The organism is Sphingopyxis sp., assembly GCF_041916015.1.
Taxonomy (GTDB): domain Bacteria; phylum Pseudomonadota; class Alphaproteobacteria; order Sphingomonadales; family Sphingomonadaceae; genus Sphingopyxis.
In genome coordinates, this window is record NZ_JAYSAH010000056.1 from 1 (window position 1) to 20,427 (window position 20,427).

General features: G+C 66.1%; 21 protein-coding genes. 13 read left to right on the forward strand and 8 right to left on the reverse strand.

The window, feature by feature from the left end:
* Positions 1 to 521: Smr/MutS family protein (locus ACE3SL_RS09055; RefSeq protein WP_374525408.1), on the forward strand; the 521-nt coding region annotated here is incomplete at its 5' end.
* Positions 522 to 734: 213 nt separating this feature from the next.
* On the opposite strand, the gene dapE is transcribed toward ACE3SL_RS09055, so the two are convergent.
* Positions 735 to 1,871: a succinyl-diaminopimelate desuccinylase gene (gene dapE, locus ACE3SL_RS09060; RefSeq protein WP_374525409.1), complete on the reverse strand. Its 1,137-nt coding sequence runs from the start codon at positions 1,869 to 1,871 to the stop codon at positions 735 to 737.
* A 94-nt stretch (positions 1,872 to 1,965) separates the two neighbouring features.
* On the opposite strand from dapE, the gene ACE3SL_RS09065 reads away from it, so the two are divergent.
* Positions 1,966 to 2,433, forward strand: a complete 468-nt coding sequence (locus ACE3SL_RS09065; protein ID WP_374525410.1) for a cupin domain-containing protein — start codon at positions 1,966 to 1,968, stop codon at positions 2,431 to 2,433.
* 84 nt (positions 2,434 to 2,517) lie between these two features.
* Here ACE3SL_RS09065 and obgE read toward each other — a convergent pair whose 3' ends face one another.
* Together obgE and ACE3SL_RS09075 are read right to left on the reverse strand one after the other, a co-directional pair.
* The gene (gene obgE / locus ACE3SL_RS09070; RefSeq protein ID WP_374525411.1) at positions 2,518 to 3,558 is read right to left on the reverse strand and encodes a GTPase ObgE; all 1,041 of its coding nucleotides are present in this window, start codon (positions 3,556 to 3,558) and stop codon (positions 2,518 to 2,520) included.
* A gap of 202 nt (positions 3,559 to 3,760) precedes the next feature.
* Positions 3,761 to 4,348, reverse strand: coding sequence for a TetR/AcrR family transcriptional regulator (locus ACE3SL_RS09075; protein WP_374525412.1), 588 nt, complete (start codon positions 4,346 to 4,348; stop codon positions 3,761 to 3,763).
* Between the two features lie 77 nt (positions 4,349 to 4,425).
* On the opposite strand from ACE3SL_RS09075, the gene ACE3SL_RS09080 reads away from it, so the two are divergent.
* The 4 genes from ACE3SL_RS09080 (at position 4,426) to ACE3SL_RS09095 (ending at position 6,913) form a co-directional block, all read left to right on the forward strand.
* Entirely contained in the window at positions 4,426 to 5,304 is an 879-nt protein-coding gene (locus ACE3SL_RS09080) for a metal-dependent hydrolase (RefSeq protein ID WP_374525413.1), read from the forward strand.
* A 135-nt stretch (positions 5,305 to 5,439) separates the two neighbouring features.
* On the forward strand, positions 5,440 to 5,997 hold the full coding sequence (locus tag ACE3SL_RS09085; protein WP_374525414.1) for a hypothetical protein: 558 nt from the start codon (positions 5,440 to 5,442) through the stop codon (positions 5,995 to 5,997).
* Between the two features lie 32 nt (positions 5,998 to 6,029).
* On the forward strand, positions 6,030 to 6,560 hold the full coding sequence (locus tag ACE3SL_RS09090; RefSeq protein WP_374525415.1) for a GNAT family N-acetyltransferase: 531 nt from the start codon (positions 6,030 to 6,032) through the stop codon (positions 6,558 to 6,560).
* Positions 6,561 to 6,562: 2 nt separating this feature from the next.
* A complete protein-coding gene (locus tag ACE3SL_RS09095) occupies positions 6,563 to 6,913 on the forward strand; it encodes a hypothetical protein (RefSeq protein WP_374525416.1) in 351 nt (116 codons plus the stop codon).
* Positions 6,914 to 6,920: 7 nt separating this feature from the next.
* On the opposite strand, the gene ACE3SL_RS09100 is transcribed toward ACE3SL_RS09095, so the two are convergent.
* Together ACE3SL_RS09100 and ACE3SL_RS09105 are read right to left on the reverse strand one after the other, a co-directional pair.
* On the reverse strand, positions 6,921 to 7,367 hold the full coding sequence (locus ACE3SL_RS09100) for an NfeD family protein (RefSeq protein WP_374525417.1): 447 nt from the start codon (positions 7,365 to 7,367) through the stop codon (positions 6,921 to 6,923).
* A gap of 1 nt (position 7,368) precedes the next feature.
* Positions 7,369 to 8,283 carry an SPFH domain-containing protein gene (locus ACE3SL_RS09105; protein ID WP_374525418.1) on the reverse strand — a complete coding sequence of 305 codons (915 nt, stop codon included), beginning with the start codon at positions 8,281 to 8,283 and terminating at the stop codon, positions 7,369 to 7,371.
* A gap of 85 nt (positions 8,284 to 8,368) precedes the next feature.
* On the opposite strand from ACE3SL_RS09105, the gene ACE3SL_RS09110 reads away from it, so the two are divergent.
* Both ACE3SL_RS09110 and ACE3SL_RS09115 read left to right on the forward strand, forming a co-directional pair.
* Positions 8,369 to 9,172: a CoA ester lyase gene (locus ACE3SL_RS09110; protein WP_374525419.1), complete on the forward strand. Its 804-nt coding sequence runs from the start codon at positions 8,369 to 8,371 to the stop codon at positions 9,170 to 9,172.
* A 67-nt stretch (positions 9,173 to 9,239) separates the two neighbouring features.
* Entirely contained in the window at positions 9,240 to 10,742 is a 1,503-nt protein-coding gene (locus ACE3SL_RS09115) for a M28 family peptidase (protein WP_374525420.1), read from the forward strand.
* Between the two features lie 89 nt (positions 10,743 to 10,831).
* Here the strand turns inward: ACE3SL_RS09115 and ACE3SL_RS09120 are convergent, their stop codons facing one another.
* On the reverse strand, positions 10,832 to 12,205 hold the full coding sequence (locus tag ACE3SL_RS09120; RefSeq protein WP_374525421.1) for a class II 3-deoxy-7-phosphoheptulonate synthase: 1,374 nt from the start codon (positions 12,203 to 12,205) through the stop codon (positions 10,832 to 10,834).
* Between the two features lie 257 nt (positions 12,206 to 12,462).
* Between ACE3SL_RS09120 and ACE3SL_RS09125 the strand changes: the two genes are divergently transcribed.
* From ACE3SL_RS09125 to ACE3SL_RS09140, 4 genes are read left to right on the forward strand one after another with little or no spacing between them, the layout of a single operon-like run.
* Complete coding sequence (locus ACE3SL_RS09125) at positions 12,463 to 13,140, forward strand: cyclic nucleotide-binding domain-containing protein (protein WP_374525422.1); 678 nt, start codon at positions 12,463 to 12,465, stop codon at positions 13,138 to 13,140.
* A 41-nt stretch (positions 13,141 to 13,181) separates the two neighbouring features.
* Positions 13,182 to 13,532 carry an ArsC family reductase gene (locus tag ACE3SL_RS09130; RefSeq protein ID WP_374525423.1) on the forward strand — a complete coding sequence of 117 codons (351 nt, stop codon included), beginning with the start codon at positions 13,182 to 13,184 and terminating at the stop codon, positions 13,530 to 13,532.
* On the forward strand, positions 13,529 to 14,602 hold the full coding sequence (locus ACE3SL_RS09135) for a glycerophosphodiester phosphodiesterase (RefSeq protein WP_374525424.1): 1,074 nt from the start codon (positions 13,529 to 13,531) through the stop codon (positions 14,600 to 14,602). Before ACE3SL_RS09130 ends, ACE3SL_RS09135 begins: the two co-directional genes overlap by 4 nt.
* Positions 14,599 to 15,537 (forward strand): aldo/keto reductase, encoded by a 939-nt coding sequence (locus ACE3SL_RS09140; protein WP_374525425.1) that lies wholly within the window; start codon positions 14,599 to 14,601, stop codon positions 15,535 to 15,537. The genes ACE3SL_RS09135 and ACE3SL_RS09140 overlap by 4 nt, the downstream gene beginning before the upstream one ends.
* Before the next feature lie 118 nt (positions 15,538 to 15,655).
* Here ACE3SL_RS09140 and ACE3SL_RS09145 read toward each other — a convergent pair whose 3' ends face one another.
* Positions 15,656 to 17,752, reverse strand: a complete 2,097-nt coding sequence (locus tag ACE3SL_RS09145) for a M3 family metallopeptidase (protein WP_374525426.1) — start codon at positions 17,750 to 17,752, stop codon at positions 15,656 to 15,658.
* 277 nt (positions 17,753 to 18,029) lie between these two features.
* On the reverse strand, positions 18,030 to 18,899 hold the full coding sequence (locus ACE3SL_RS09150; protein WP_374525427.1) for an SMP-30/gluconolactonase/LRE family protein: 870 nt from the start codon (positions 18,897 to 18,899) through the stop codon (positions 18,030 to 18,032).
* A 334-nt stretch (positions 18,900 to 19,233) separates the two neighbouring features.
* Here ACE3SL_RS09150 and ACE3SL_RS09155 point away from each other — a divergent pair, with 334 nt between their 5' ends.
* Entirely contained in the window at positions 19,234 to 20,388 is a 1,155-nt protein-coding gene (locus ACE3SL_RS09155; RefSeq protein ID WP_374525437.1) for an acyl-CoA dehydrogenase family protein, read from the forward strand.
* Positions 20,389 to 20,427: the final 39 nt, after the last annotated feature.

Sequence of the window (20,427 nt, forward strand, 5' to 3'; positions counted from 1 at the left end):
CCGTCGTGCCGCTCGCCAAGCGGCCGGCGCCGCTCGAACCCAAGGCGCCACCGACGGTCCGGCCGCCGAAGCCGGTTGCTGGCGGCAAGGCCGCGCCCGCCGCGGCTCCGCGCGCTCCCGCGTCACTCCCTCCATCACGCGGGACCTGGACGAACGCGACCCTCGACGGCCATTGGGACCGCCGCCTCCGCAAGGGGCTCGTGCGGCCCGACATGAGCATCGATCTCCATGGCCATAGCCTCGCATCGGCGCAGGCCTTGCTTGAGGAGGCGATCGGCCGCGCCCTGCTGCGCGGGGCGCGTGTCCTGCTCGTCGTCGCGGGGCGGCTGCGTCCCGGCGCCGACCGCCTGCCGGTGATGCACGGCGATTCCCGCCCGCGCGGCGCGATCCGCGCCTCGCTCCCCGACTGGCTGTCGGTGTCGCCGCACGCCGACCGCATCGTCGCGCTTCGTCCCGCGCATATCAGCCACGGCGGCGGGGGCGCGGTCTATGTGATTTTGCGGCGAGGGCGCGAGGAATAGTCTCACGCAAAGGCGCGAAGGCTTGCTGAGAATAAGAAAATATCTCACACAAAGACACAAAGAGGGCGCGCCACGCGACTGCCGCCGTCCGTCGCCGCAGGCGACCCTAAAAAGGCGCTTCGCGCGCTCCAGACATTGCGGCCGCGGCGAAGACCGCCCTCCTTGTGTCTTTGTGTGAGATATTTTTTCTTCGCGCCTTTGCGCGAGATAAATCTAATCGAGCAAAGCCCGCATCAATATCCCGCGATAGATGGCGGTCAGCTTATGCAAATCCGCGACCGCGACCGCCTCGTCGAGCTTGTGCATCGTCGCGTTGATCAACCCGAACTCGACCACCGGGCAGAGCGCGTGGAGGAAGCGGGCGTCGGAGGTGCCGCCGGTCGTCGACAGTTCGGGCCTGATGTCGGTCTCGGCATGGATCGTTTCCGCCACCAGTTCGGAGAGGTCGCCCGGCGGGGTCAGGAAGGCTTCGCCCGAAATCTTGCCGAGCACCTTCGCCTGCGGTTCGACATCGTGCGCGAGCCGCTCGACCATCGCGACGAGGTCGGCGCCGCGATGCCGGTCGTTGAAGCGGATCGACAGCCGCGCGCGCGCCGAGGCGGGAATGACATTGGTCGCGCCATTGCCGACCTCGATGTCGGTGAATTCGATGTTCGACGGCTGGAACCAGTCGGTCCCGGCATCGAGGCTGACCGCGTCGATCGCCGCCAATATCCGGACCAGCTTGGGGATCGGATTGTCGGCGAGGTGCGGGTAGGCGACATGGCCCTGCGTCCCCGGCACGTCGATCCAGATGTTGACCGACCCGCGCCGCCCGATCTTCACCATGTCGCCGAGCCGGTTCACGGACGTGGGCTCGCCGACGACGATCATGTCGGGGCGGATGCCGCGGGCGTCCATATGCTCCATCAGCGCGCGGGTGCCGAAGATCGCGGGGCCTTCCTCGTCGCCGGTGATGATCAGGCTGATCGTGCCCGCCTCGACCGGGGTCGCGGCCGCGGCCGCGACGAAGGACGCGATCGCGCCCTTCATGTCGACCGCGCCGCGGCCATAGAGCAGCTCGCCGCGAATCTCGGGCGCGAAGGCGTCGCCCGTCCAGCCGACGCCCGGCGGCACGACGTCGAGATGGCCGGCGAAACCGAAATGCACCGGGCCCTTGCCGCTGCGTACCGCGAGCAGATTTTCGACTGGACCATCGGGTTCGATCCCGTCGATGAAGCGCTCGACGGTGAAGCCGAGCGGAACCAGCGCGGCTTCCAGCACGTCGAACACGGCGCCGGTAGCGGGCGAGATGCTCGGCGCGGCGATCAGCGCCTGGGCGAGTTCCACGGGATCGATAGGGTGGGTCATGCCGCTCCTTACCCCTTTGCGGCGCGCCAAGTCGAGGCTTTGCATCGCCGCGCGTTTGTGCGAAACAAACAGGGAACATGAATGGAGGCGACTCGTGCCCAAACTCGATCTCGATACGATCCCGCAGACCAACGTCACCGGCTATCCCGCGCCCTATGACGCGCCCGTGCAGGGCCGCTGGTATCGCCGCCTCGCGCCGGCCACGGGTCTGTCGGATTTCGCGGCGAGCCATGTCGTGCTGAAGCCCGGCGCCTGGTCGTCGCAGCGCCACTGGCACGACGGCGAGGACGAGATGCTGGTGATGATCGCGGGCGAAGCGGTTCTGGTCGAAGACGGCGGCCGCTGGCCGATGCGCCCCGGCGACATCGCGGTCTGGCCGAAGGGCAGCACCAACGGGCATCATCTGGTCAATGAATCGGACGCCGACTGCGTCTTCGTCGCGCTCGGGGGCGGCAAAAGGTGCGACACCGGCGGCGGCTATTCGGACATCGACATGATGTTCACGCCCGACGGCTATTTTCACAAGGATGGCACGCCCTATCCGGCCAAACGCATTCCCTAGGCGACGAATGGGGCGGTTTTAGGCAGGTTGAAGCCGTGAAAGAGAGGGAGGCGAACGGCCGCAATCGGTCGTGCACGATCTCTCCTAGATCGGCGACCAGTCGCTCGTTTCCTCGCTTTCGTCCGCGCCGGGCTCGGGGTGGCCGATCGCTTCGAGCAATGTGTCGAGCACCGCGGGCACCCCCGCGCCGCTCGCGCCCGAGAGCGCCATCACCGGATGGCCGCTTTCCGCCTCGAGTTCGGCCGAGAGCGCCGCGATCAGTTCGTCGTCGAGCGTGTCGGTCTTGTTCAAGGCGACGATCACCGGCTTGTCGATCAGGTCGGCGCCATAGGCTTCGAGCTCGTCGCGGACGATGCGGTAGCTCGTCGCGACATCTTCGTCATTGGCGTCGACGAGGTGGAGCAGCACGCGGCAGCGCTCGATATGGCCGAGGAAGCGGTCGCCGACCCCGGCGCCTTCGGCGGCGCCCTGGATCAGGCCGGGGATGTCGGCGATGACGAACTCATGCCCCTTGTGGCTGACGACGCCGAGCTGCGGGCGCAGCGTGGTGAAGGCATAGGCGCCGACCTTGGCCTGCGCGTTGGTTACGGCGTTGATGAAGGTAGACTTGCCCGCGTTGGGGAGGCCGACGAGACCCGCGTCGGCGAGCAGCTTGAGGCGCAACCACACCCACGCTTCCTCGCCCGGCCAGCCCGGGCCGTGCTGACGCGGGGCGCGGTTGGTCGAGGTCTTGTAGCTCGCATTGCCGCGCCCGCCGTCGCCGCCGCGCAGGAAATGGATGCGCTCGCCCTCCCTGGTGAGGTCGGCGAGCAGGCTGCGCTCGTCGTCATCGTCGAGGATCTGGGTGCCGATCGGCACCTGGATGACGAGGTCGGGGCCGCCGGCGCCGGTGCGGTCGCGGCCCGCGCCGGGGGTGCCGCGTTTCGCCTTGAAATGCTGGGTGTAGCGAAAGTCGATCAATGTGTTGAGGCCCGCGACCGCCTCGAACACAATGTCGCCGCCCTTGCCGCCGTTGCCGCCGTCGGGGCCGCCATATTCGATATATTTCTCGCGCCGGAACGACACGGCGCCGGGGCCGCCGTCGCCCGACTTGATGAAAATCTTGGCTTGATCGAGGAAATGCATGGGGGCGCTTTAGGGGGAAAGGCTCGGTTTGGCTAGGGACCGTCGTCCCGGCGATGGTCAAGCCGCCTGTGGATATTCACTTCGTCATCCCGGACTTGATCCGGGATCCATTCACGCAGCACTGGAAGAGCGGATCCCGGATCAAGTCCGGGATGACGATGATAGCAAGACTGCTTCCAACGGCTCTAGGGCGCGAAGATCATCACCCCCGCCGCCCGATCCCGTGCGACAGCATCGATTCGAACGCGATCTCGCGCGCGCGGCTGCGCGGGACGCCGAGGGCGCGCGACAAGGGGCCGCCGAACAGCGCGTCGCCGAGCGCCATCAGCACGAGCTGCATCGTCTCGTCCTCGATCGGCGCTTCCTCCTCGCTATGATCCTCGCGCAGTTCTTCGACGAGGTCGTGGATCGCCTTCAATATCGGGTCGAGCGCATTTTCGTTGCCCGACAGGATCATCCAGCTTGCGAGCGCGCCCGCACCGCCGGTGTCGAAGGCATCGAAGGCCAGATCGACGACCTCGCGCGGATTCTGGTCGCCGGCGCGCTGACGGAAGATCGTCTCGCGGATCGTCGTGGTGATGAAGGCCGCCATCTTCTCGATCAACGCCTGCTGCAGCCCCGCGGCGCTGCCGAAATGGTGGAGAAGATTGGCGTGGGTGCGGTCGACGCGCGCCGCGACGGCCTTCAACGTCACCGCCTGCGGGCCGCTCTCGATCAGAATCTGGCGGGCCGCTTCGAGCGCGGCCGACCGGCTCTCTTCCGGGCTCAGCCGCTTCCTTGCTATTGACACCACTGTAAGTAACCTTTAACGCTTGGCCCATAGGGCGTCCCCACGCCCTGAAACCCCTTTCCGACGGTGAGGAACATATGTCCAGCCTTTCTCCGACGCCGAATGACCTTAGGATAACCCCGCGCGACATGCGCTTCGGCCGCGACGAGCGGCAGGGGCGCTGGTGGCTGAACGGCGATCCGATCGCCTCGGCCTTTCACACCGCGCTGTCGGTGACCTTTCCGCGCGGCGAGGCGATGTTCATCGAGGCGGTGAAGGCGCACCGCGAGGGCGTGCCCGACAAGCTGGCAAGGGAAATCCGTGCCTTCACCCAGCAGGAAGTGATCCACAGCCGCGAGCATGTCGTCTTCAACAAGAAAGCGGCGGAGGCGGGCTACGACCTCAGCGAGCTCGACGCCGATGTGAATCAGGTCCTCGACCTCATCAAGACGCGCCCGCCGATCGTCAACCTGATGGCGACGATCGCGCTCGAACATTATACCGCGATGATGGCGGCGATCATGCTGGGGGACCCGAAGATGTACGCGGGTGCCGAGCCCGAATGGGGCGCCTTATGGAAATGGCACGCGATCGAGGAGATCGAGCATAAGGGCGTCGCCTATGACACCTGGCTTCACGCGACGAAGGACTGGAGCCGCTGGCGGCGCTGGAAGGCGAAGTCGCTGATGATGCTGCTCGTTACGACGCGCTTCTGGCCGCGCCGCGTCAAGGGCATGAAAGCGCTGCTGCGGCAGGACGGCCTCACCGGCTGGCGCGTCACGGCGCGCATCTGGTGGTATCTGCTCGGCTCGCCGGGGATATTGCGCAAGAGCTTCCTGCCCTGGCTCGCCTATTTCATGCCCGGCTTCCATCCGTGGAACCATGACGACCGTGCGCTGATCGGCAAATATGAAGGCGACTATGCCGACGCGCTGATGCCCGCGCATTCGTCGGCGCCGGAGCTGGCCGCGGCCTGATCCCGAGGTTCCGCAAGGGCGGGTGCCACGGACGGACTTCTCTCTCCCCTCCTGGCCCGCCTTTGCGGGGCGCAGCGGCCCTAGACGCGCCCGCCGTTCTCCCATATTCCTTCCCGCTGGGGGGAAGGGGACGTCATGCAGTCACTGTCGGCAGCGGAGACGATGCAGATCGAGCTGCAGCTCGCGGGGCGCGCGTCGCTGCTCCAGTTCGGCTGCGGCAACAGCACGCTGATCGCGGCGCGGCAGGCGCAGAAAATCGTCAGCGTCGACAGCGATGCGGCCTGGCTCGCCGAGGTCGGCGCGAATCTGGCCCGCGCAGCGATCGATTTCACGCCCTTTCACGCCGACATCGGACCGACCGGCGACCATGGCTATCCCGCCGGTGACCGCCGGGCGCGCGATTGGCCGCGCTACCATGTCGATATCTGGCGCCGGCTTCCGGCCAGCCCCGATGCGGTGCTGATCGACGGGCGCTTTCGCGTGGCCTGCCTGCTGCAGGCGCTGATCCACTGCAAGCCCGACTGCCTGTTGCTGTTCCATGGTTTCAACGATCGTCCGGCGTATCAAGGCGCGCTGAAGCATGTCGATGTGCTGGCGCGGGTTGACAGCCTCGCGGTGCTGCGCGCGAAGCAGCCGCTCGACGGTACGGCGGTGCTGCACGACCTGTTCGACCATTTCCTGATCCCCGATTGACCAAGGGCCGCGCGCTGCGGCATGTCGGCGTCATGTTCACCGCGCCCCCGACCATCGAGACCGATCGGCTCCGCCTCCGCCCGACGCGCCTTGCCGACAAGGACGTTCATATCGCGATGTGGGCCGATGCGCGCGTGACGCGCTTCATCGGTGGCGAGCCGCGCACGCCCGATGTGAGCTGGGGCAAGTTTCTGAGCTCGGCAGGCCTGTGGCCGGTGATGGGGTTCGGTTACTGGGTGTTCGCCGACAAGGCCAGCGATGCGCTGATCGGTATGGGCGGGCTGTCCTATTTCTGCCGCGGCATCCCCGAACTCGAGGATTGCCCCGAAGCAGGCTGGGCGTTCGACGCCGACCATTGGGGGGCGGGCTATGCGACCGAGGCGATGCGCGCGGCGCTCGGCTGGGCCGATGCGAACCTCGATGCCACGGAAGTGCGCTGCATCATCGACCACGGCAATGCGGCGTCCGAGCGGGTGTCGGAAAAGCTCGGCTTTCGGCGCATCGGCGACAGCGATGCGCTGGGGCATGTGGTGGCGATCTATTCGCGGCCCAAGGGCGGGTAGGCATGGCCATGCACATCGAAATTGTTAAAAGGCCCTTGGGCGAAGCTCCTGAGTGGGTCCGCGATGCGTGGATTGGCATCAGGCTTCCGCTTCTACGGTCCGATCGGCGTGCCTATTACGGCTTTGGTGTAATCACCGGGCCGCGTGGATACTTCCGGCAGCTTGCGGCGCTATTCACTGGTCGCGCGGAAAAGACGGAAGGATATGCCGTGAACGCCCTGAAGGCGATCGAGACATTGGACAGCCACAGTCCCGATGCAGCGCGCTGGTGGCGTGAAAACACGCCTCATTTCCTTGACGGAAAACGAAACTTTGTATTCGACAGCTATTGCTGCGTGCGTCGGCCCGACTGACGGCCGCTTAGGCCGCCTCGACCACCAGCACCCCGCCGTCGGCGCTGACGACGCGGACCTTCGTACCTTCGGCTGCATCGGGCCCGTGCACCGGCCACTCGCCGTCGCCGACCTTCGCGCGGCCGCGGCCGTCCTCGATCGCGCGCGTCAGGGTCAGCACCTCGCCGACGAGCCGGCCGGCGCGCTGGTTGAGGTGCGGGTCGGCGCTCGTGATCGGGTTCGCCTTCAGCCAGCGGCGCCCGCCGTAGAGCGCGATGATCGCAAGCACCGCGAAGATGCCGAGCTGGAGCGGAACGCCGAGCGGCAGGACCCACGCGAGCACCCCGGTGACGATCGCCGCGGCGCCGATCCAGATCAGGAAGAAGCCCGGCGCGACGATTTCGGCCGCGACGAGCAGCACGCCGACCGACAGCCATATCCAGTGCGGTTCCATGCTTGCGATGAAATCGGGCACCTCAGCCTCCCGCCTTGCGGTCGAGTGCGTCCCTGGCGAGCTCGCCGATCCCGCCGAGCGTGCCGATCAGCTGCGTCGCCTCGACCGGGAAGAGGATCGTCTTGCTGTTGGGGCTGGTTGCGAACTGGCCGACCGCCTCGACATATTTCTGCGCGATGAAATAGTTGATCGCCTGCGCATTGCCGCCCGCGATCGCGTCCGACACCATTTGCGTCGCCTTCGCTTCGGCTTCGGCCTCGCGTTCGCGCGCCTCGGCGTCGCGGAAAGCGGCCTCGCGGCGGCCTTCGGCTTCGAGTATCTGGCTCTGCTTCTGGCCCTCGGCGCGCAGGATTTCCGAGGCGCGGCTGCCCTCGGCCTCGAGGATGTTGGCGCGCTTCTCGCGTTCGGCTTTCATCTGCCGCGCCATCGCGTTCGAGATGTCGGCGGGCGGGCGGATGTCCTTGATCTCGACGCGGGTGATCTTGACCCCCCACGGCGTCGTCGCATCATCGACGACATGCAGCAGCCGGGTGTTGATCTCGTCGCGCTTCGACAGCGTTTCGTCGAGGTCCATCGAGCCCATGACGGTGCGCAGGTTCGTCGTCGTCAGGTTCATGATCGAGAGATAGAGATCGCTGACCTCATAGGCCGCCTTGGCGGCGTCGAGCACCTGGAAGAAGACGACGCCGTCGACCGCGACCATCGCATTGTCCTTGGTGATGATTTCCTGGCCCGGAATGTCGAGCACCTGTTCCATCATGTTCACCTTGCGCCCGACGCGATCGAAGATCGGCATGATGAAGTTGAGGCCGGGCTGCGCGGTGTGGGTGTAGCGGCCGAAGCGCTCGATCGTATAGGCGTAGCCCTGCCGGACCGGCGTCAGCGCCCAGACGAGGAACACCAGAGCCAACACCACCAGCGCAAGCGCGAATTCCATCGATCATCCCCTCGTGCAAAGTCTCTTCGCAAAATCTCTGCCTTGCTTATTGCGGCAACCGGCGCCCTGCGCCACAGAAAAGCGCATGACCGACTTTGCCCCGCGCTCGCTGCTCTACGTCCCCGGATCGAACGCGCGCGCGCTCGAAAAGGCGCAAGGGCTCGCCGCCGACATGCTGATCATCGATCTGGAAGATGCCGTTCCGGCCGAGCGCAAGGCGGAGGCGCGCGCTGCGATGCGCGCCGCGGTGACGGCAGGCTATCCGGGCAAGCGCATCGCGGTGCGGATCAACGGAACGGGCAGCGCACATCAGCCGGACGACCTCACGGCGGTCGCCGGGCTCGCGCTCGACGCGGTGGTGCTGCCGAAGGTCGATGCGCCATCGGACCTCGATCCGGCGCGGCCGCTCGGCCTGCCGCTGTTCGCGATGATCGAGACGCCCGCGGCGATCTATGCCGCGCGCGACATCGCCGCCGATCCCGCGACGCATGGGCTGATCGCAGGGCTCAACGACCTCGCGCACGAGCTGAAGCTGCCCGATGGCATGGATCGCGGCGCGATGGGCCATGCGATCCAGGCGATCGTCCTTGCGGCGCGCGCGGGCGGGGTGTGGTGCTTCGACGGCGTCTATAATGCGATCGACGATGCGGCGGGCTTCGCGGCGGAAGCGGCGGACGGACGGCGGCTGGGTTTCGACGGCAAGACGCTGATCCATCCGTCGCAGGTCGAGCCGTGCAACAGGGCCTTCGCGCCATCGGAGCACGAGATCGCCGAAGCCGAAGCGCTGGTCGCCGCTGCGACAGGCGGCGCGCAGCGGCACGAGGGGCGAATGATCGAAGACATGCACGTCGCGGCGGCGCGTGCGCTGCTGGAGCGCGCGGGGCGCTGAAGCCGCCATTCGTCGTTCGACGAACGCGTCTTGCCTGCCTCTGGCGGACATGTCATGCGGCGGGCCCATGAAGATCCTGACCTTCCGGGCTGCCATTGCGGCCGTTTCGCTCGTTGCGCTCGCCCCCGCCGTTTTGGCGGCTCCCGCGCAGGGTGACGCTCCGATCACCGAGGCCGAACTGGCCGGCCATATGAAGACGCTGTCGAGCGATGCGTTCGAGGGCCGTGGTCCCGGCACCGAGGGCGAGGATCGCACCATCGCCTACATCGTCGGCGAATGGGCGAAGGCGGGGCTCGAAGCCGTGCCGGGCAGCGCGACGCCCTGGCTGCAGGGCGTGCCGCTGATCGAGACGCAGGCGACCGGCGGGACCGCGAAGTTCAAGGTGAAGGGCCGCGATTTTCCGGTCGGCGAGGACGGCATCGTCCTGACCGGACGCGACGCCGCCGTTTCGCTGACCGATCTGCCGCTGGTCTTCGTCGGCTATGGCATCGACGGCGCGGGTCAGGTCAAGGCCGACGTTCGCGGCAAGGTCGCGGTGATGCTGTACGAAAACGCGCCGTTCGGCGACAAGCTGCCGCGCTACCGCGAGCGGCGCCAGATGCTCGCCGACGCGGGAGCGAGTGCGGTGCTCGTGATCGCGACCGACGCCGACCTCTGGGAACAGATCCGCCATTCGCTGGGCGGGAAGACGACGCGCCTCGCCTCGGCCAAGACGGGCGCGCCGGTGACGGGCTTCCTGTCGCCCGCCGCGGCCGACGCGCTGTTCGCGAAGGCGGGGCAGAGCGGCGACGCGCTCCGCGGCGGTGCGAAGGCGGCGGATTATGCGGGCGCCGAGCTGCCTGTGGCCGTCGATCTGGCGACCACATCGGTCGTGCGGCCCTATCAGAGCAACAATATCATCGCGAAGCTGCCCGGCGCGAAGCCCGACGGCAAGGCGGTGCTGTTCCTCGGTCACTGGGACCATCTCGGCATCTGCGCGCCCGACGACGCGAAAGACCGAATCTGCAACGGCGCGGTCGACAATGCGAGCGGGATCGCGGTGCTGATCGAAGTTGCAAAGCGCCTTGCGTCGGGCGCACGGCCCGACCGCGACATTTATTTCATGGCGACGACCTCGGAAGAAAAGGGCCTGCTCGGCGCGCATTACTTCGCCGAGCATCCGGTCGTGCCGCTCGCCGACATTACCGTCGCGCTCAACATCGACACGATCGCCATCTCGCCGCGCGGTACGCCGGTCGCGACGATCGGACGCGGCAAGCCCGCCTATGACGCGGTGGTGCGCGAGGTGGCAACGAAGCTCGGCCGGAAGATGGATGACGACGGCGAGGCCGACGCCTTCGTCCAGCGGCAGGACGGCTGGGCGCTCGGCGCCAAGGGCGTCACATCGCTGATGGTCGGGGGCAGCTTCTCCGACATGCCGCTGCTCGAGAAATTCCTTGGGAGCGACTATCACGGCCCCGCCGACGAATTTTCGGACAAGGTGCCGCTCGGCGGCGCGGCGGAGGATGCCGACCTGCACGTCGCGCTCGGCCGCGCATTCGCCGATACGAAGCGGTGGGCGGGGAAGTAATTCTGTCGTCATTGCGAGCGCAGCGAAGCAATCCAGGGCGGTTTACGCCACTCTGGATTGCTTCGCTGCGCTCGCAATGACGGGGCCTGTCAGGCCGCCTGTTTCGCCCGTTCGCTCATTTCCTGATTGAGCATCTCGGCGAGCAGGAAAGCGAGTTCAAGGCTCTGCCCCGCATTCAAACGCGGGTCGCAATGCGTGTGATAGCGATCGGCCAGATCCATCTGCGTCACATCCATCGCGCCGCCCGTGCATTCGGTGACATTCTGGCCGGTCATTTCGATATGGATGCCGCCGCCGTGCGTCCCCTCGGCGCGGTGGACGGCGAAGAAGCCGCGCACTTCGGCGAGGATGCGCTCGAACGGGCGCGTCTTGTAGCCGTTGGGCGTCTTGATGACGTTGCCGTGCATCGGATCGCACGACCAGACGACCGGGTGACCCGATTCCTTCACCGCGCGCACCAGCTTCGGCAGATGCGCCTCGATCTTGTCGTGGCCGTAGCGGGTGATCAGCGTCATGCGGCCGGGGACATGGCCGGGATTCAGCGTGTCGAGCAGGCGCAGCAGCACGTCGGGTTCCAGGCTCGGCCCGCATTTCATGCCGACCGGATTGCCGATGCCGCGCAGATATTCGATATGCGCCGACCCCTCGAAACGGGTGCGGTCGCCGACCCAGAGCATATGGCCCGACGTGTCGTACCAGCCGCCGGTCAGGCTGTCCTGCCGCGTCAGCGCCTGCTCATAGGGAAGCAGCAGCGCCTCATGACTGGTGTAGAAGCTCGTGCCCTTGATCTGGGGCACCGTCTCCGGCGTCACCCCGCACGCTTCCATGAAGGCGAGCGCTTCGGAAATCCGCGCGGCGGTCTCCTGATATTTCTTGGCCCACGGGCTGCGGTCCATGAAATCATGCGTCCAGGCGTTCACCTGATGCAGATTCGCATAGCCGCCGTTCGCGAAGGCGCGCAGCAGATTGAGCGTCGCCGCCGACTGGTTGTACGCCTTGATCATCCGCGCCGGATCGGGCTCGCGGCCGGTTCCTTCGAACGCGATGTCGTTGATGATGTCGCCGCGATAGCTCGGCAGCGAGACGCCATCGACATCTTCCATGTCGGCCGAACGCGGCTTGGCGAACTGCCCCGCCATGCGGCCAAGCTTCACCACCGGCATCTTCGACGCGAAGGTCAGGACAACCGCCATCTGGAGCAGCACGCGGAAGGTGTCGCGGATATTGTTCGGGTGGAATTCCGCAAAGCTTTCGGCGCAGTCGCCGCCCTGCAGCAGGAAGGCCTTGCCCTCGGCGACCTTGCCGAGCTCGGCGGTGAGGTCGCGCGCCTCGCCCGCGAAGACCAGCGGCGGATAGTTCGACAGCTCCTTTTCCGCCGCCGCGAGCGCGGCGTCGTCCTTGTAGGTGGGAAGTTGCCGGGCTTCGTGCGTGCGCCAGCTGTGGGGTTGCCATGATTGCGTCATATCAGCGGTCTTCTACGTCATTTCGGGTGGGAATGCGAATCGCGCGCCGCCATGGGCCGAATGGCCCCCGGAAGCAAGCCGGAGCGATAAAATTAGCGCGAACGGGCCATTCGCGCAGCGAAGCTTTTCCTGAGGGCCCAAAAATGATAGTTTATGTCGATTGGGCCGCAGCAACGAAAATCGCCGCCAAGGCGTTCGGCAATCGGTAACGTTATATATCTAAGCATTCTGCCGGGTTTGACGCGAAAAGACTGCATATGGCCAATTTCGACCCGTCCTGGTTCGGCTATGGGGCGTTGCTGGTGCTGCTGGTGGCGAGCCTCGTCGCGCGCGTCGATCATGTCCGCATCGGCCTCGCGATCGCGGCCCTGCTCGCGCTGCCGGTCGCGCTCTTCGGCTGGCACGGGACCGGCTACAGCCTGCTTATCCTCGCGATCCTGCTCGTCAATCTGGGCCTGATCGCCCGGCTCTGGCTCAACCGGGCGAAGGTCAGCTTCTCCGCCGAGGAGCAGGCGCTGCGCGACCGCCATTTCGACGGGCTCGGCGCGGTCGCGGCGCGCGCGCTGATCGATCAGGGACACTGGATTTCGGCGAAGCGCGGCGAGGTGCTGATCCGCGAGAATGAAGCCGCGCCGTGCCTCTTTTACCTTGCCGAAGGGGCCGCGGCGATCCGCCGCGACGGCCAGGATGTCGGCACGGTCGCCGACGGCACGCTAATCGGCGAGGCGACGGTGCTCGACGGCAGCCATGCGACCGGCACCGTGGTGCTGACGAGCAACGCGCGGCTATGGTTCATCCCCGCCGTGGGGCTGCGCGCGTGGCTGGCCGCGCGTCCCGACGTCGCGGCCGCGCTCCACGAAGGCTTCGCGCGCGCGCTGCGCGGCAAGCTCGCGAACGCCAATGCGCGCATTGCCGACCGGCCGCCCATCTCCTAGAGTCGCGCCTTCGATCAACGGACGACCCCCAGGCGAGGCGCATGGCACTGACAATTTACGGCATTCCCAATTGCGACACGGTGAAGAAGGCGCGCCGCTGGCTCGACGAGCATGGCGTTGCCTATGCTTTCCACGACTATCGCAAGGATGGGCTGGACGCGGCACAGCTTCAGGGCTGGATCGACAAGCTCGGCTGGGAAAAGCTGCTCAACAAGAGCGGTACCACCTTTCGCAAATTGCCCGATGCGGAGAAAGAGGGACTCGATGCCGCGCAGGCGAAGGCGCTGATGCTCGACCAGCCCGCGATGATCCGCCGTCCGCTGGTCGATGCCGACGGCGCGCTCAGCGTGGGGTTTTCGGCCGATGACTGGCAGCAGCGCTTTGCGGCATGAAAGCGTCGAGCGCCGCGCTGATGCTGCTGGCGCTCGCGGGCTGCGATACTGAGCCGATGGCCGCGCAGCCTACTCTCGATGGCAAGCCGCCGATCGTCATCGCGCATCGCGGCGCGTCGGGCGAGCGGCCCGAACATACGCTGGCGAGCTATGAACTCGCGATCGAGCAGGGTGCCGATTTCATCGAGCCCGATCTGGTGCTGACCAAGGACGGCGTCCTCGTCGCGCGGCACGAGAACGAGATTTCCGAGACGACCGACGTCGCCGACCATCCCGAATTCGCCGGGCGCAAGGCGGTGAAGACGATCGACGGCAAGGCGGTGACGGGCTGGTTCACCGAGGATTTCACGCTCGCCGAGCTCAAGACCTTGCGCGCGAAGGAACGCATTCCGCGGCTGCGCGGTACTGCGCATGACGGCGAATATGCGATCCCGACTTTCGCCGAGATTCTCGACCTGCTCGTTCGCGTGAACAAGGGCCGCACGCATCCGGTCGGAGTCTATCCTGAAACCAAGCATCCGACCTATTTCGCCGCGATCGGCTTGCCGCACGAGGGGCCCCTGCTCGCGATTCTCGGCAAATATGGCTATCGCGGCCGCACGGCGCCGGTGTTCATCCAGAGCTTCGAGGCCGGCAATCTCAAGGCGCTGCGGGCGAAGAGCGATCTGCCGCTGATCCAGCTGATGGATGGCGAGGGCGGGCCTGCCGACGATCCGAAGCTCGGCTACGCCGCGATGGCGACGCCGGACGGGCTGAAAGCGATCGCGGTTTATGCCGACGGCATCGGCCCCAACAAGGATATGGTGATCCCGCGCAGCACGATCGGGACGCTCGGCGAGCCCACCGCGCTCGTGCGCGACGCCCATGCCGCGGGGCTCAAGGTCCATCCCTGGACCTTTCGCCGCGAGAATTATTTCCTGCCGCTCGCCGACAAGGGCGGGCTCAACCCGGCGGGGCATGGCGATCTCGCGGCCGAGATCAAGGCTTATTTCGGGACCGGCATCGACGGGCTGTTCAGCGACAACCCGCGCGAGGCGGTGCCGGCGGTGAAAGCAGGAGTGAAGCAATGACCGAACGTGCGTTGGGCAAGAGCAGCCTGTCGATCCGGCCTTTCGTGCTGGGCGGCAATGTCTTCGGCATGACCGCCGACCGTGCCGCGAGCTTCGCGATCCTCGACCGCTTCGTCGAACGCGGCGGCGGCATGATCGACACTGCCGACGTCTATTCGGCGTGGGTTCCGGGGCACAAGGGCGGCGAGTCCGAGACCGAGATGGGCGCCTGGCTGAAGGCGAGCGGCGCGCGCGACAAGGTCCTCATCGCGACCAAGGTCGGCATGATGCCGGGCGGCCTGAAACCCGACCGGATTCGGGAGGCGGTGCAGGGCTCGCTCGATCGGCTCGGTGTCGATGTCCTCGATCTTTATTTCGCGCACAAGGACGATCCCGATGTGCCGCTCGGCGAAATCCTCGGCGCGTTCGGCGAGCTCGTCGATGCGGGGATGGTGCGCGCGATCGGCGCCTCCAATTACAGCGCCGAACGGTTGAGCGAAGCGCTGCGCACCGCCGACGAACTGGGCCTGCCGCGCTTCACCGTGGTCCAGCCCGAACTCAACCTGCTCGACCGCGAACAATATGAAGGGCCGCTCCAGACGCTCTGCATCGACGAGGACCTCGGCGTCGTCACCTATTTCAGCCTCGCCTCGGGCTATCTGTCGGGAAAATATCGCAGCACCGACGACCTTGGCAAAAGCCCGCGCGGCGCGCGCGTCGGCCCCTATCTTGAAGGCAAAGGGCCGGCGGTGCTCGCGGCGATGGACCGCATCGCGGGCGAGACCGGCGCGACGCTGTCGCAGATCGCGCTCGCCTGGGTCGCCGCGCAGCCCGGCGTCACCGCGCCGATCGCGAGCGCGACGAGCGTCGCGCAACTCGACGAGATCATGGACAGCCTCGACCTGACGCTGACCGGCGAACAGCTTGCCGCGCTGACCGGCGCCGGACAGGGTTGAGGGTCGCCGCCGGGGCAGGTTTTTCGGCCGAAAGCGGCCATCCGCCGGATAAAACAATGGCGCCGGACAAAACAAAGGGGACACGAAGGCCCCCTTTGCTCCCCGGTTTACCTGAAGATCATTCGACCGGAAACCCGCGTTTCGCCAGCAGGGCCTTCACGTCGGGATCGCGGCCGCGGAAGGCGCGATACGCCTCGGCGCGGTCGGTCTCGTTGCCGGTCATCAGCAGGATGGTGCGGAACTTGTCGGCGACGGTGCGGTCCCACGGGCCGCCGGCCTCCTGGAACGCCGCCCAGGTGTCGGCGTCCATCGTTTCGGACCAGAGGTAGGAGTAATAGCCCGCCGAATAGGCGTCCGAGCTGAACAGGTGGCCGAACTGCGGCAGGCGGTGCCGCATGACGATTTCCTTCGGCATGTCGATCGCGGCGAGCGTCTCGCGCTCGAACTTGTCGATGTCGGTCACCGGCACCTTGCGGTCGTGGAGCTTCATGTCGAGGATAGCGCTCGACAGATATTCGACCGTCTCGAACCCCTGGTTGAACTTGTTCGACGCGAGGATCTTGTCGACCAGCGCCTGCGGCATCGGTTCGCCCGTCTGATAGTGCGTCGCGAATTTCGACAGCACTTCGGGCGTCATCAGCCAATTCTCGTTCACCTGGCTCGGATATTCCACGAAATCTCGCGGCACCCCGGCGAGCGCGGGATAATAGACGTGCTGCAGGAAATAATGGATGCCGTGCCCGAATTCGTGGAACAGGGTCGTCGCATCGTCGAGGCTGACGAGCGTCGGCTCGCCCTTCGCGCCTTCGGTGAAATTATTGTTGTTCGACGCGAGCACGTTGCGCTCGCCGCCGAGCCCCTGCTCGCTGCGATAGGTCGTCATCCACGCGCCCGAACGTTTGCCGTCGCGCGCGAAATTGTCGAGATAGAGGACGCCGACATTGGCATTCGTCTTGAGGTTATAGACCTCGAACGTCTTCACCTTGGGGTCGAACACGGGAATCGTGCCCGTATTCTCGCGGAAACCGAGGTCATAGAGCTGCCCTGCTTCCCAGAACATCGCATCGCGCAGCTTGTCGAGCTGGAGATAGGGCTTCACCTCATTCTCATCGAGGTCGTATTTCGCCTTGCGGACCTTCTCCGCATAATAGCGATAGTCCCACGGCTCGATCGTCAGCTTCGGACCCTTGCCCGCTTTCGCCTCGGCGTCGGCGATCGCCTGCATGTCGGCGACCTCCTCATGGACGCGCGCGACCGCGGCGGGCCATACTTTCATCATCAGCGCCATGGCGTTTTCGGGGGTCTTCGCCATCGTGTCGGCCATGCGGTAATGCGCGTGGGTCGGGAAACCGAGCAGCACCGCGCGCTCCTGCCGCAGCTTCAATATCCCGGCGATCGTTGCATTGGTGTCGTTGGCGTCGCCATTGTCGCCGCGGTTCACGAAAGCGCGCCAGACCTTCTCGCGCAGCGCGCGGTTGCTGGCGTTCTGGAGCACCGGCTGCGCCGACGAGCGGGTGTTCTTGATCGCCCACTGGCCGGGCTTGCCCTGCGCCTCGGCGGCGTCGGCGAGCGAGGCGATAAAGCCCGGCGCGAGCCCGTCGAGCTCGGCCTTGTCGGTGACGAAAGTATAGAGCTTCTCGTCGCCGAGCAGCTTCGACGAAAAGGCCGAGAACAGCCCTTCGAGCTTCGCGTTCAAATCGACGAGCTTCGCCTTGTTCGCGGGCGACAGATTGGCGCCGTCGCGCACCATCTCGTCATAGCTGCGCTCGACGATGCGGATCTGCTGGGCGTTGAGGCCGCTCGAATTGCGTTTGTCGTACACCGCCTTGTAGCGCGCGAAGAGCTTCGGATCGAGGAAGAGCTCGGTGTAGAATGTGGTGAGCTTCGGACTCCATTTGGCGTCGATGTCCTCGACGCGGTCGTTCGACTTGTTCGACGTCTGGACGCCCCAGAGTGCGAAGACACGGTCCATCGTCTCGCCCGCGAGCTGCATCGGGACATGGGTGTTCTCGAACGTCGGCTCGGCGGGATTGTCGATCACCGCCTGCACCTCGGCCTTTACCTCGGCCATGCCCTTGGCGAAGGCGTCGGGGAAAAGTTCGGGGTCGAGCTTGTCCCACGGCGGCACCCCTTCATAGGGGCCGGTCCACGGCTGAAGCATCGGGTTGGCGTCCGCGGTCGCGGGCTTGGCTTGAGTTTCGGCGGCGATGGTCATCGGACTATAACCCATAAGCAGGACGGTCGATGCAAGCAGGATCGACGCGGAACGGACAAAGGGCTGCGCGCGGCGCGGCATTATCATATCTCCCCGGAAGACTGGTTTCGAGCGAAACCATTTGGGATGGCTTTAGCGCGAGGGAGGAGGAGAGGGCAAGGGTTTGGAACCCCAAAGAATCCCGTGCCCCCGCGAAGGAGTATCGGGTCGGGTCGTCCGGGGGACGATCCGGCCCGATACTCCTTCGCGGGGAAGCAGGGTCTTCAATGATCGTCGATCAGCCCCCGAACCCTGGCTGCACCAGCCCTGGCACATCGACGCGGAAGGTGAAGAGCCCACCCGCGTGCGGTTGGCCCTTGCGTTCTTCGTCGGTCAGGTTTTTGCCTGCGGTCGTCACGAAGGCGGTCTTCATGTCCGCCCCGCCGAGCGCGATCATCGAGGGGCGCTGCACCGGCAGCGCGACCGTCTGAAGCAATTCGCCCGCGGGCGACAGACGCACGACGCGCCAGCCGTCCCACAGCGCCGACCAGTAGCAGCCCTCGGCATCGACCGTGCCGCCGTCGGGGCGGCCCTTGCCCATCTCGAATCGGTGGAACAGCCGCCCTTCGCCGAGTGTGCCGGTCGTGGGATCGACAGTGTAGGCGCGCAGTGCGTGGGTGGGCGTGTCGGCGTGGTAGAAGGTCCGCCCGTCGGGGCTGAACGCCGCGCCGTTGCTGGTGAGCAGCCCGCCAAAGACGGTGGTCATCGACCCATCGGGGTCGAGCCGGTAAAGGCTCGCGGCGGGGTTGGTCTTGTCGCTGGTCACGCTGCCGACCCAGAAGCGGCCCGCGGCATCGACGCAGGCGTCGTTGCAGCGCTGTTCGGGGATGCCCGCGAGCATCTGCGGGCCGAAGGGGCGCGGTGCGGCCCCCCAATGGTCGATCAGCGCGCAGCCGTCCTTGAGACCGACGATCAGCCCGCCGCCTGCGCGCGGCGCGACGCAGCCGACCGGGCCATCGAGCTGCATCGTCTCGGTTGCGCGCGTCGCCGGGTCGGTGCGGTGGATGCGGTGTGCGTCGATGTCGACCCAGTAGAGGCGCGCTTCGGCGGCATGCCAGCGCGGCGACTCGCCGAGCAAGGCGCCGGCGTCAAGGAGGAGATCGACCATGGGCGAGGGTTTAGCGGGCGGCGAGACGGCTGCCCAGCGTTCGCAAACCTATTCGTCGCTCCCGCGAAGGCCGGAAGGCGGCGAAGTCCCTCATTCACCTCGTCATTGCGAGCGTAGCGAAGCAATCCAGGGCGGTCTGCACACACTCTGGATTGCTTCGCTACGCTCGCAATGACGGAGTGAGGAAGGCAACGTCTTTCTCGCCGTAGCGTCTTTCCACTTGACGTGGACGTAAACGTAAGGTCCAGTGTTGTCGAAGGTCGTGCTGCGATGCGCGACCGCTCGCGCGTCCGGCTCCCCGCTTGCGTCCGGCCGCCGTCACGAAAGGAAGATGATGTCGCTCGATAATCTCTCGCGCACCGCCTATAATGAGGATCATGAGGCGTTCCGCGCCACGGTGCGCCAGTTCCTCGAAAAGGAAGTCGCGCCGAACGCCGCAAAATGGGCCGAGGACAAGATCGTCCCCAAGTCGATCTGGCCGAAGGCGGGCGAGATCGGTATGCTCTGTCCGACGGTGCCCGAGGAATATGGCGGGCTCGGCCTCGACTTCGGCTATAATGCGATCGTCGACGAGGAAAGCGCCTATTACGGCCGCGCCACCACCGGCTTCTCGCTCCAGTCGGACATCGTCACCAGCTATATCGTCAAATATGGCAGCGAGGAGCAGAAGAAGCACTGGCTGCCCAGGATGGTGTCGGGCGAGACGATCACCGCGATCGCGATGACCGAGCCGGGCACCGGCTCCGACCTTCAGGGCATGCGCACGACCGCGAGGAAGGACGGCAATCATTACGTCATCAACGGGTCGAAGACCTTCATCACCAACGGCCAGAACGCCGACCTGATCCTCGTCTGCGTCAAGACCGACACCGAGGTGCAGCCGGCGTGGAAGGGCGTATCGATCGTGCTCGTCGAGGCCGACCGCGAAGGTTTCGAGCGCGGCCGCAACCTCGACAAGATCGGGCAGGACGAGGCCGATACGTCGGAGCTCTTCTTCAACGACGTCCGCGTGCCGATCACCAATTGCCTTGGTGAGGAAGGTCAGGGCTTCATCTACCTGATGAGCGAATTGCCGCAGGAACGCCTGTCGATCGCGGTTTCGGCGCAGGCCTCGGCGCAGCGCGCCTTCGACGACACGGTCGAATATACGCGCGACCGCAAGGCGTTCGGCAAGCCGATCCTCGACTTCCAGAACAGCCGCTTCGTGCTCGCCGACCTCAAGGCGAAGCTGCAGGTGGGCTGGGCGCACCTCGACTGGGCGCTCGCGCGCCACATGAAAAAGGAACTCACCCCCGAAGAGGGCGCCGCGGCGAAGCTGTGGCACACCGATCTCCAGTGGGAGGTGATGGACAAGTGCCTCCAGCTGTTCGGTGGCTCGGGTTATATGAACGAATATCCGATCGCCCGCGCCTGGCGCGCGGCGCGCGTGACGCGCATCTTCGGCGGCACGAACGAGATCATGAAGGAACTGATCGGGCGGAAGCTCTGATGGTAAAAACCCCTCCCCTTCAGGGGAGGGGCAGCGAGG

What these genes read in the sequence shown, in the direction of transcription:
- ACE3SL_RS09080 (WP_374525413.1), top strand. Translation starts at nt 4,426, where the DNA reads ATGTCCAGCCTTTCTCCGACGCCGAATGACCTTAGGATAACCCCGCGC.
- dapE (WP_374525409.1), bottom strand. Translation starts at nt 1,871, where the DNA reads ATGACCCACCCTATCGATCCCGTGGAACTCGCCCAGGCGCTGATCGCC.
- ACE3SL_RS09095 (WP_374525416.1), top strand. Translation starts at nt 6,563, where the DNA reads ATGGCCATGCACATCGAAATTGTTAAAAGGCCCTTGGGCGAAGCTCCT.
- ACE3SL_RS09135 (WP_374525424.1), top strand. Translation starts at nt 13,529, where the DNA reads ATGAAAGCGTCGAGCGCCGCGCTGATGCTGCTGGCGCTCGCGGGCTGC.
- ACE3SL_RS09120 (WP_374525421.1), bottom strand. Translation starts at nt 12,205, where the DNA reads ATGACGCAATCATGGCAACCCCACAGCTGGCGCACGCACGAAGCCCGG.
- ACE3SL_RS09125 (WP_374525422.1), top strand. Translation starts at nt 12,463, where the DNA reads ATGGCCAATTTCGACCCGTCCTGGTTCGGCTATGGGGCGTTGCTGGTG.
- ACE3SL_RS09115 (WP_374525420.1), top strand. Translation starts at nt 9,240, where the DNA reads ATGAAGATCCTGACCTTCCGGGCTGCCATTGCGGCCGTTTCGCTCGTT.
- ACE3SL_RS09140 (WP_374525425.1), top strand. Translation starts at nt 14,599, where the DNA reads ATGACCGAACGTGCGTTGGGCAAGAGCAGCCTGTCGATCCGGCCTTTC.
- obgE (WP_374525411.1), bottom strand. Translation starts at nt 3,558, where the DNA reads ATGCATTTCCTCGATCAAGCCAAGATTTTCATCAAGTCGGGCGACGGC.
- ACE3SL_RS09085 (WP_374525414.1), top strand. Translation starts at nt 5,440, where the DNA reads ATGCAGTCACTGTCGGCAGCGGAGACGATGCAGATCGAGCTGCAGCTC.
- ACE3SL_RS09105 (WP_374525418.1), bottom strand. Translation starts at nt 8,283, where the DNA reads ATGGAATTCGCGCTTGCGCTGGTGGTGTTGGCTCTGGTGTTCCTCGTC.
- ACE3SL_RS09145 (WP_374525426.1), bottom strand. Translation starts at nt 17,752, where the DNA reads ATGACCATCGCCGCCGAAACTCAAGCCAAGCCCGCGACCGCGGACGCC.
- ACE3SL_RS09150 (WP_374525427.1), bottom strand. Translation starts at nt 18,899, where the DNA reads ATGGTCGATCTCCTCCTTGACGCCGGCGCCTTGCTCGGCGAGTCGCCG.
- ACE3SL_RS09130 (WP_374525423.1), top strand. Translation starts at nt 13,182, where the DNA reads ATGGCACTGACAATTTACGGCATTCCCAATTGCGACACGGTGAAGAAG.
- ACE3SL_RS09110 (WP_374525419.1), top strand. Translation starts at nt 8,369, where the DNA reads ATGACCGACTTTGCCCCGCGCTCGCTGCTCTACGTCCCCGGATCGAAC.
- ACE3SL_RS09090 (WP_374525415.1), top strand. Translation starts at nt 6,030, where the DNA reads ATGTTCACCGCGCCCCCGACCATCGAGACCGATCGGCTCCGCCTCCGC.
- ACE3SL_RS09155 (WP_374525437.1), top strand. Translation starts at nt 19,234, where the DNA reads ATGTCGCTCGATAATCTCTCGCGCACCGCCTATAATGAGGATCATGAG.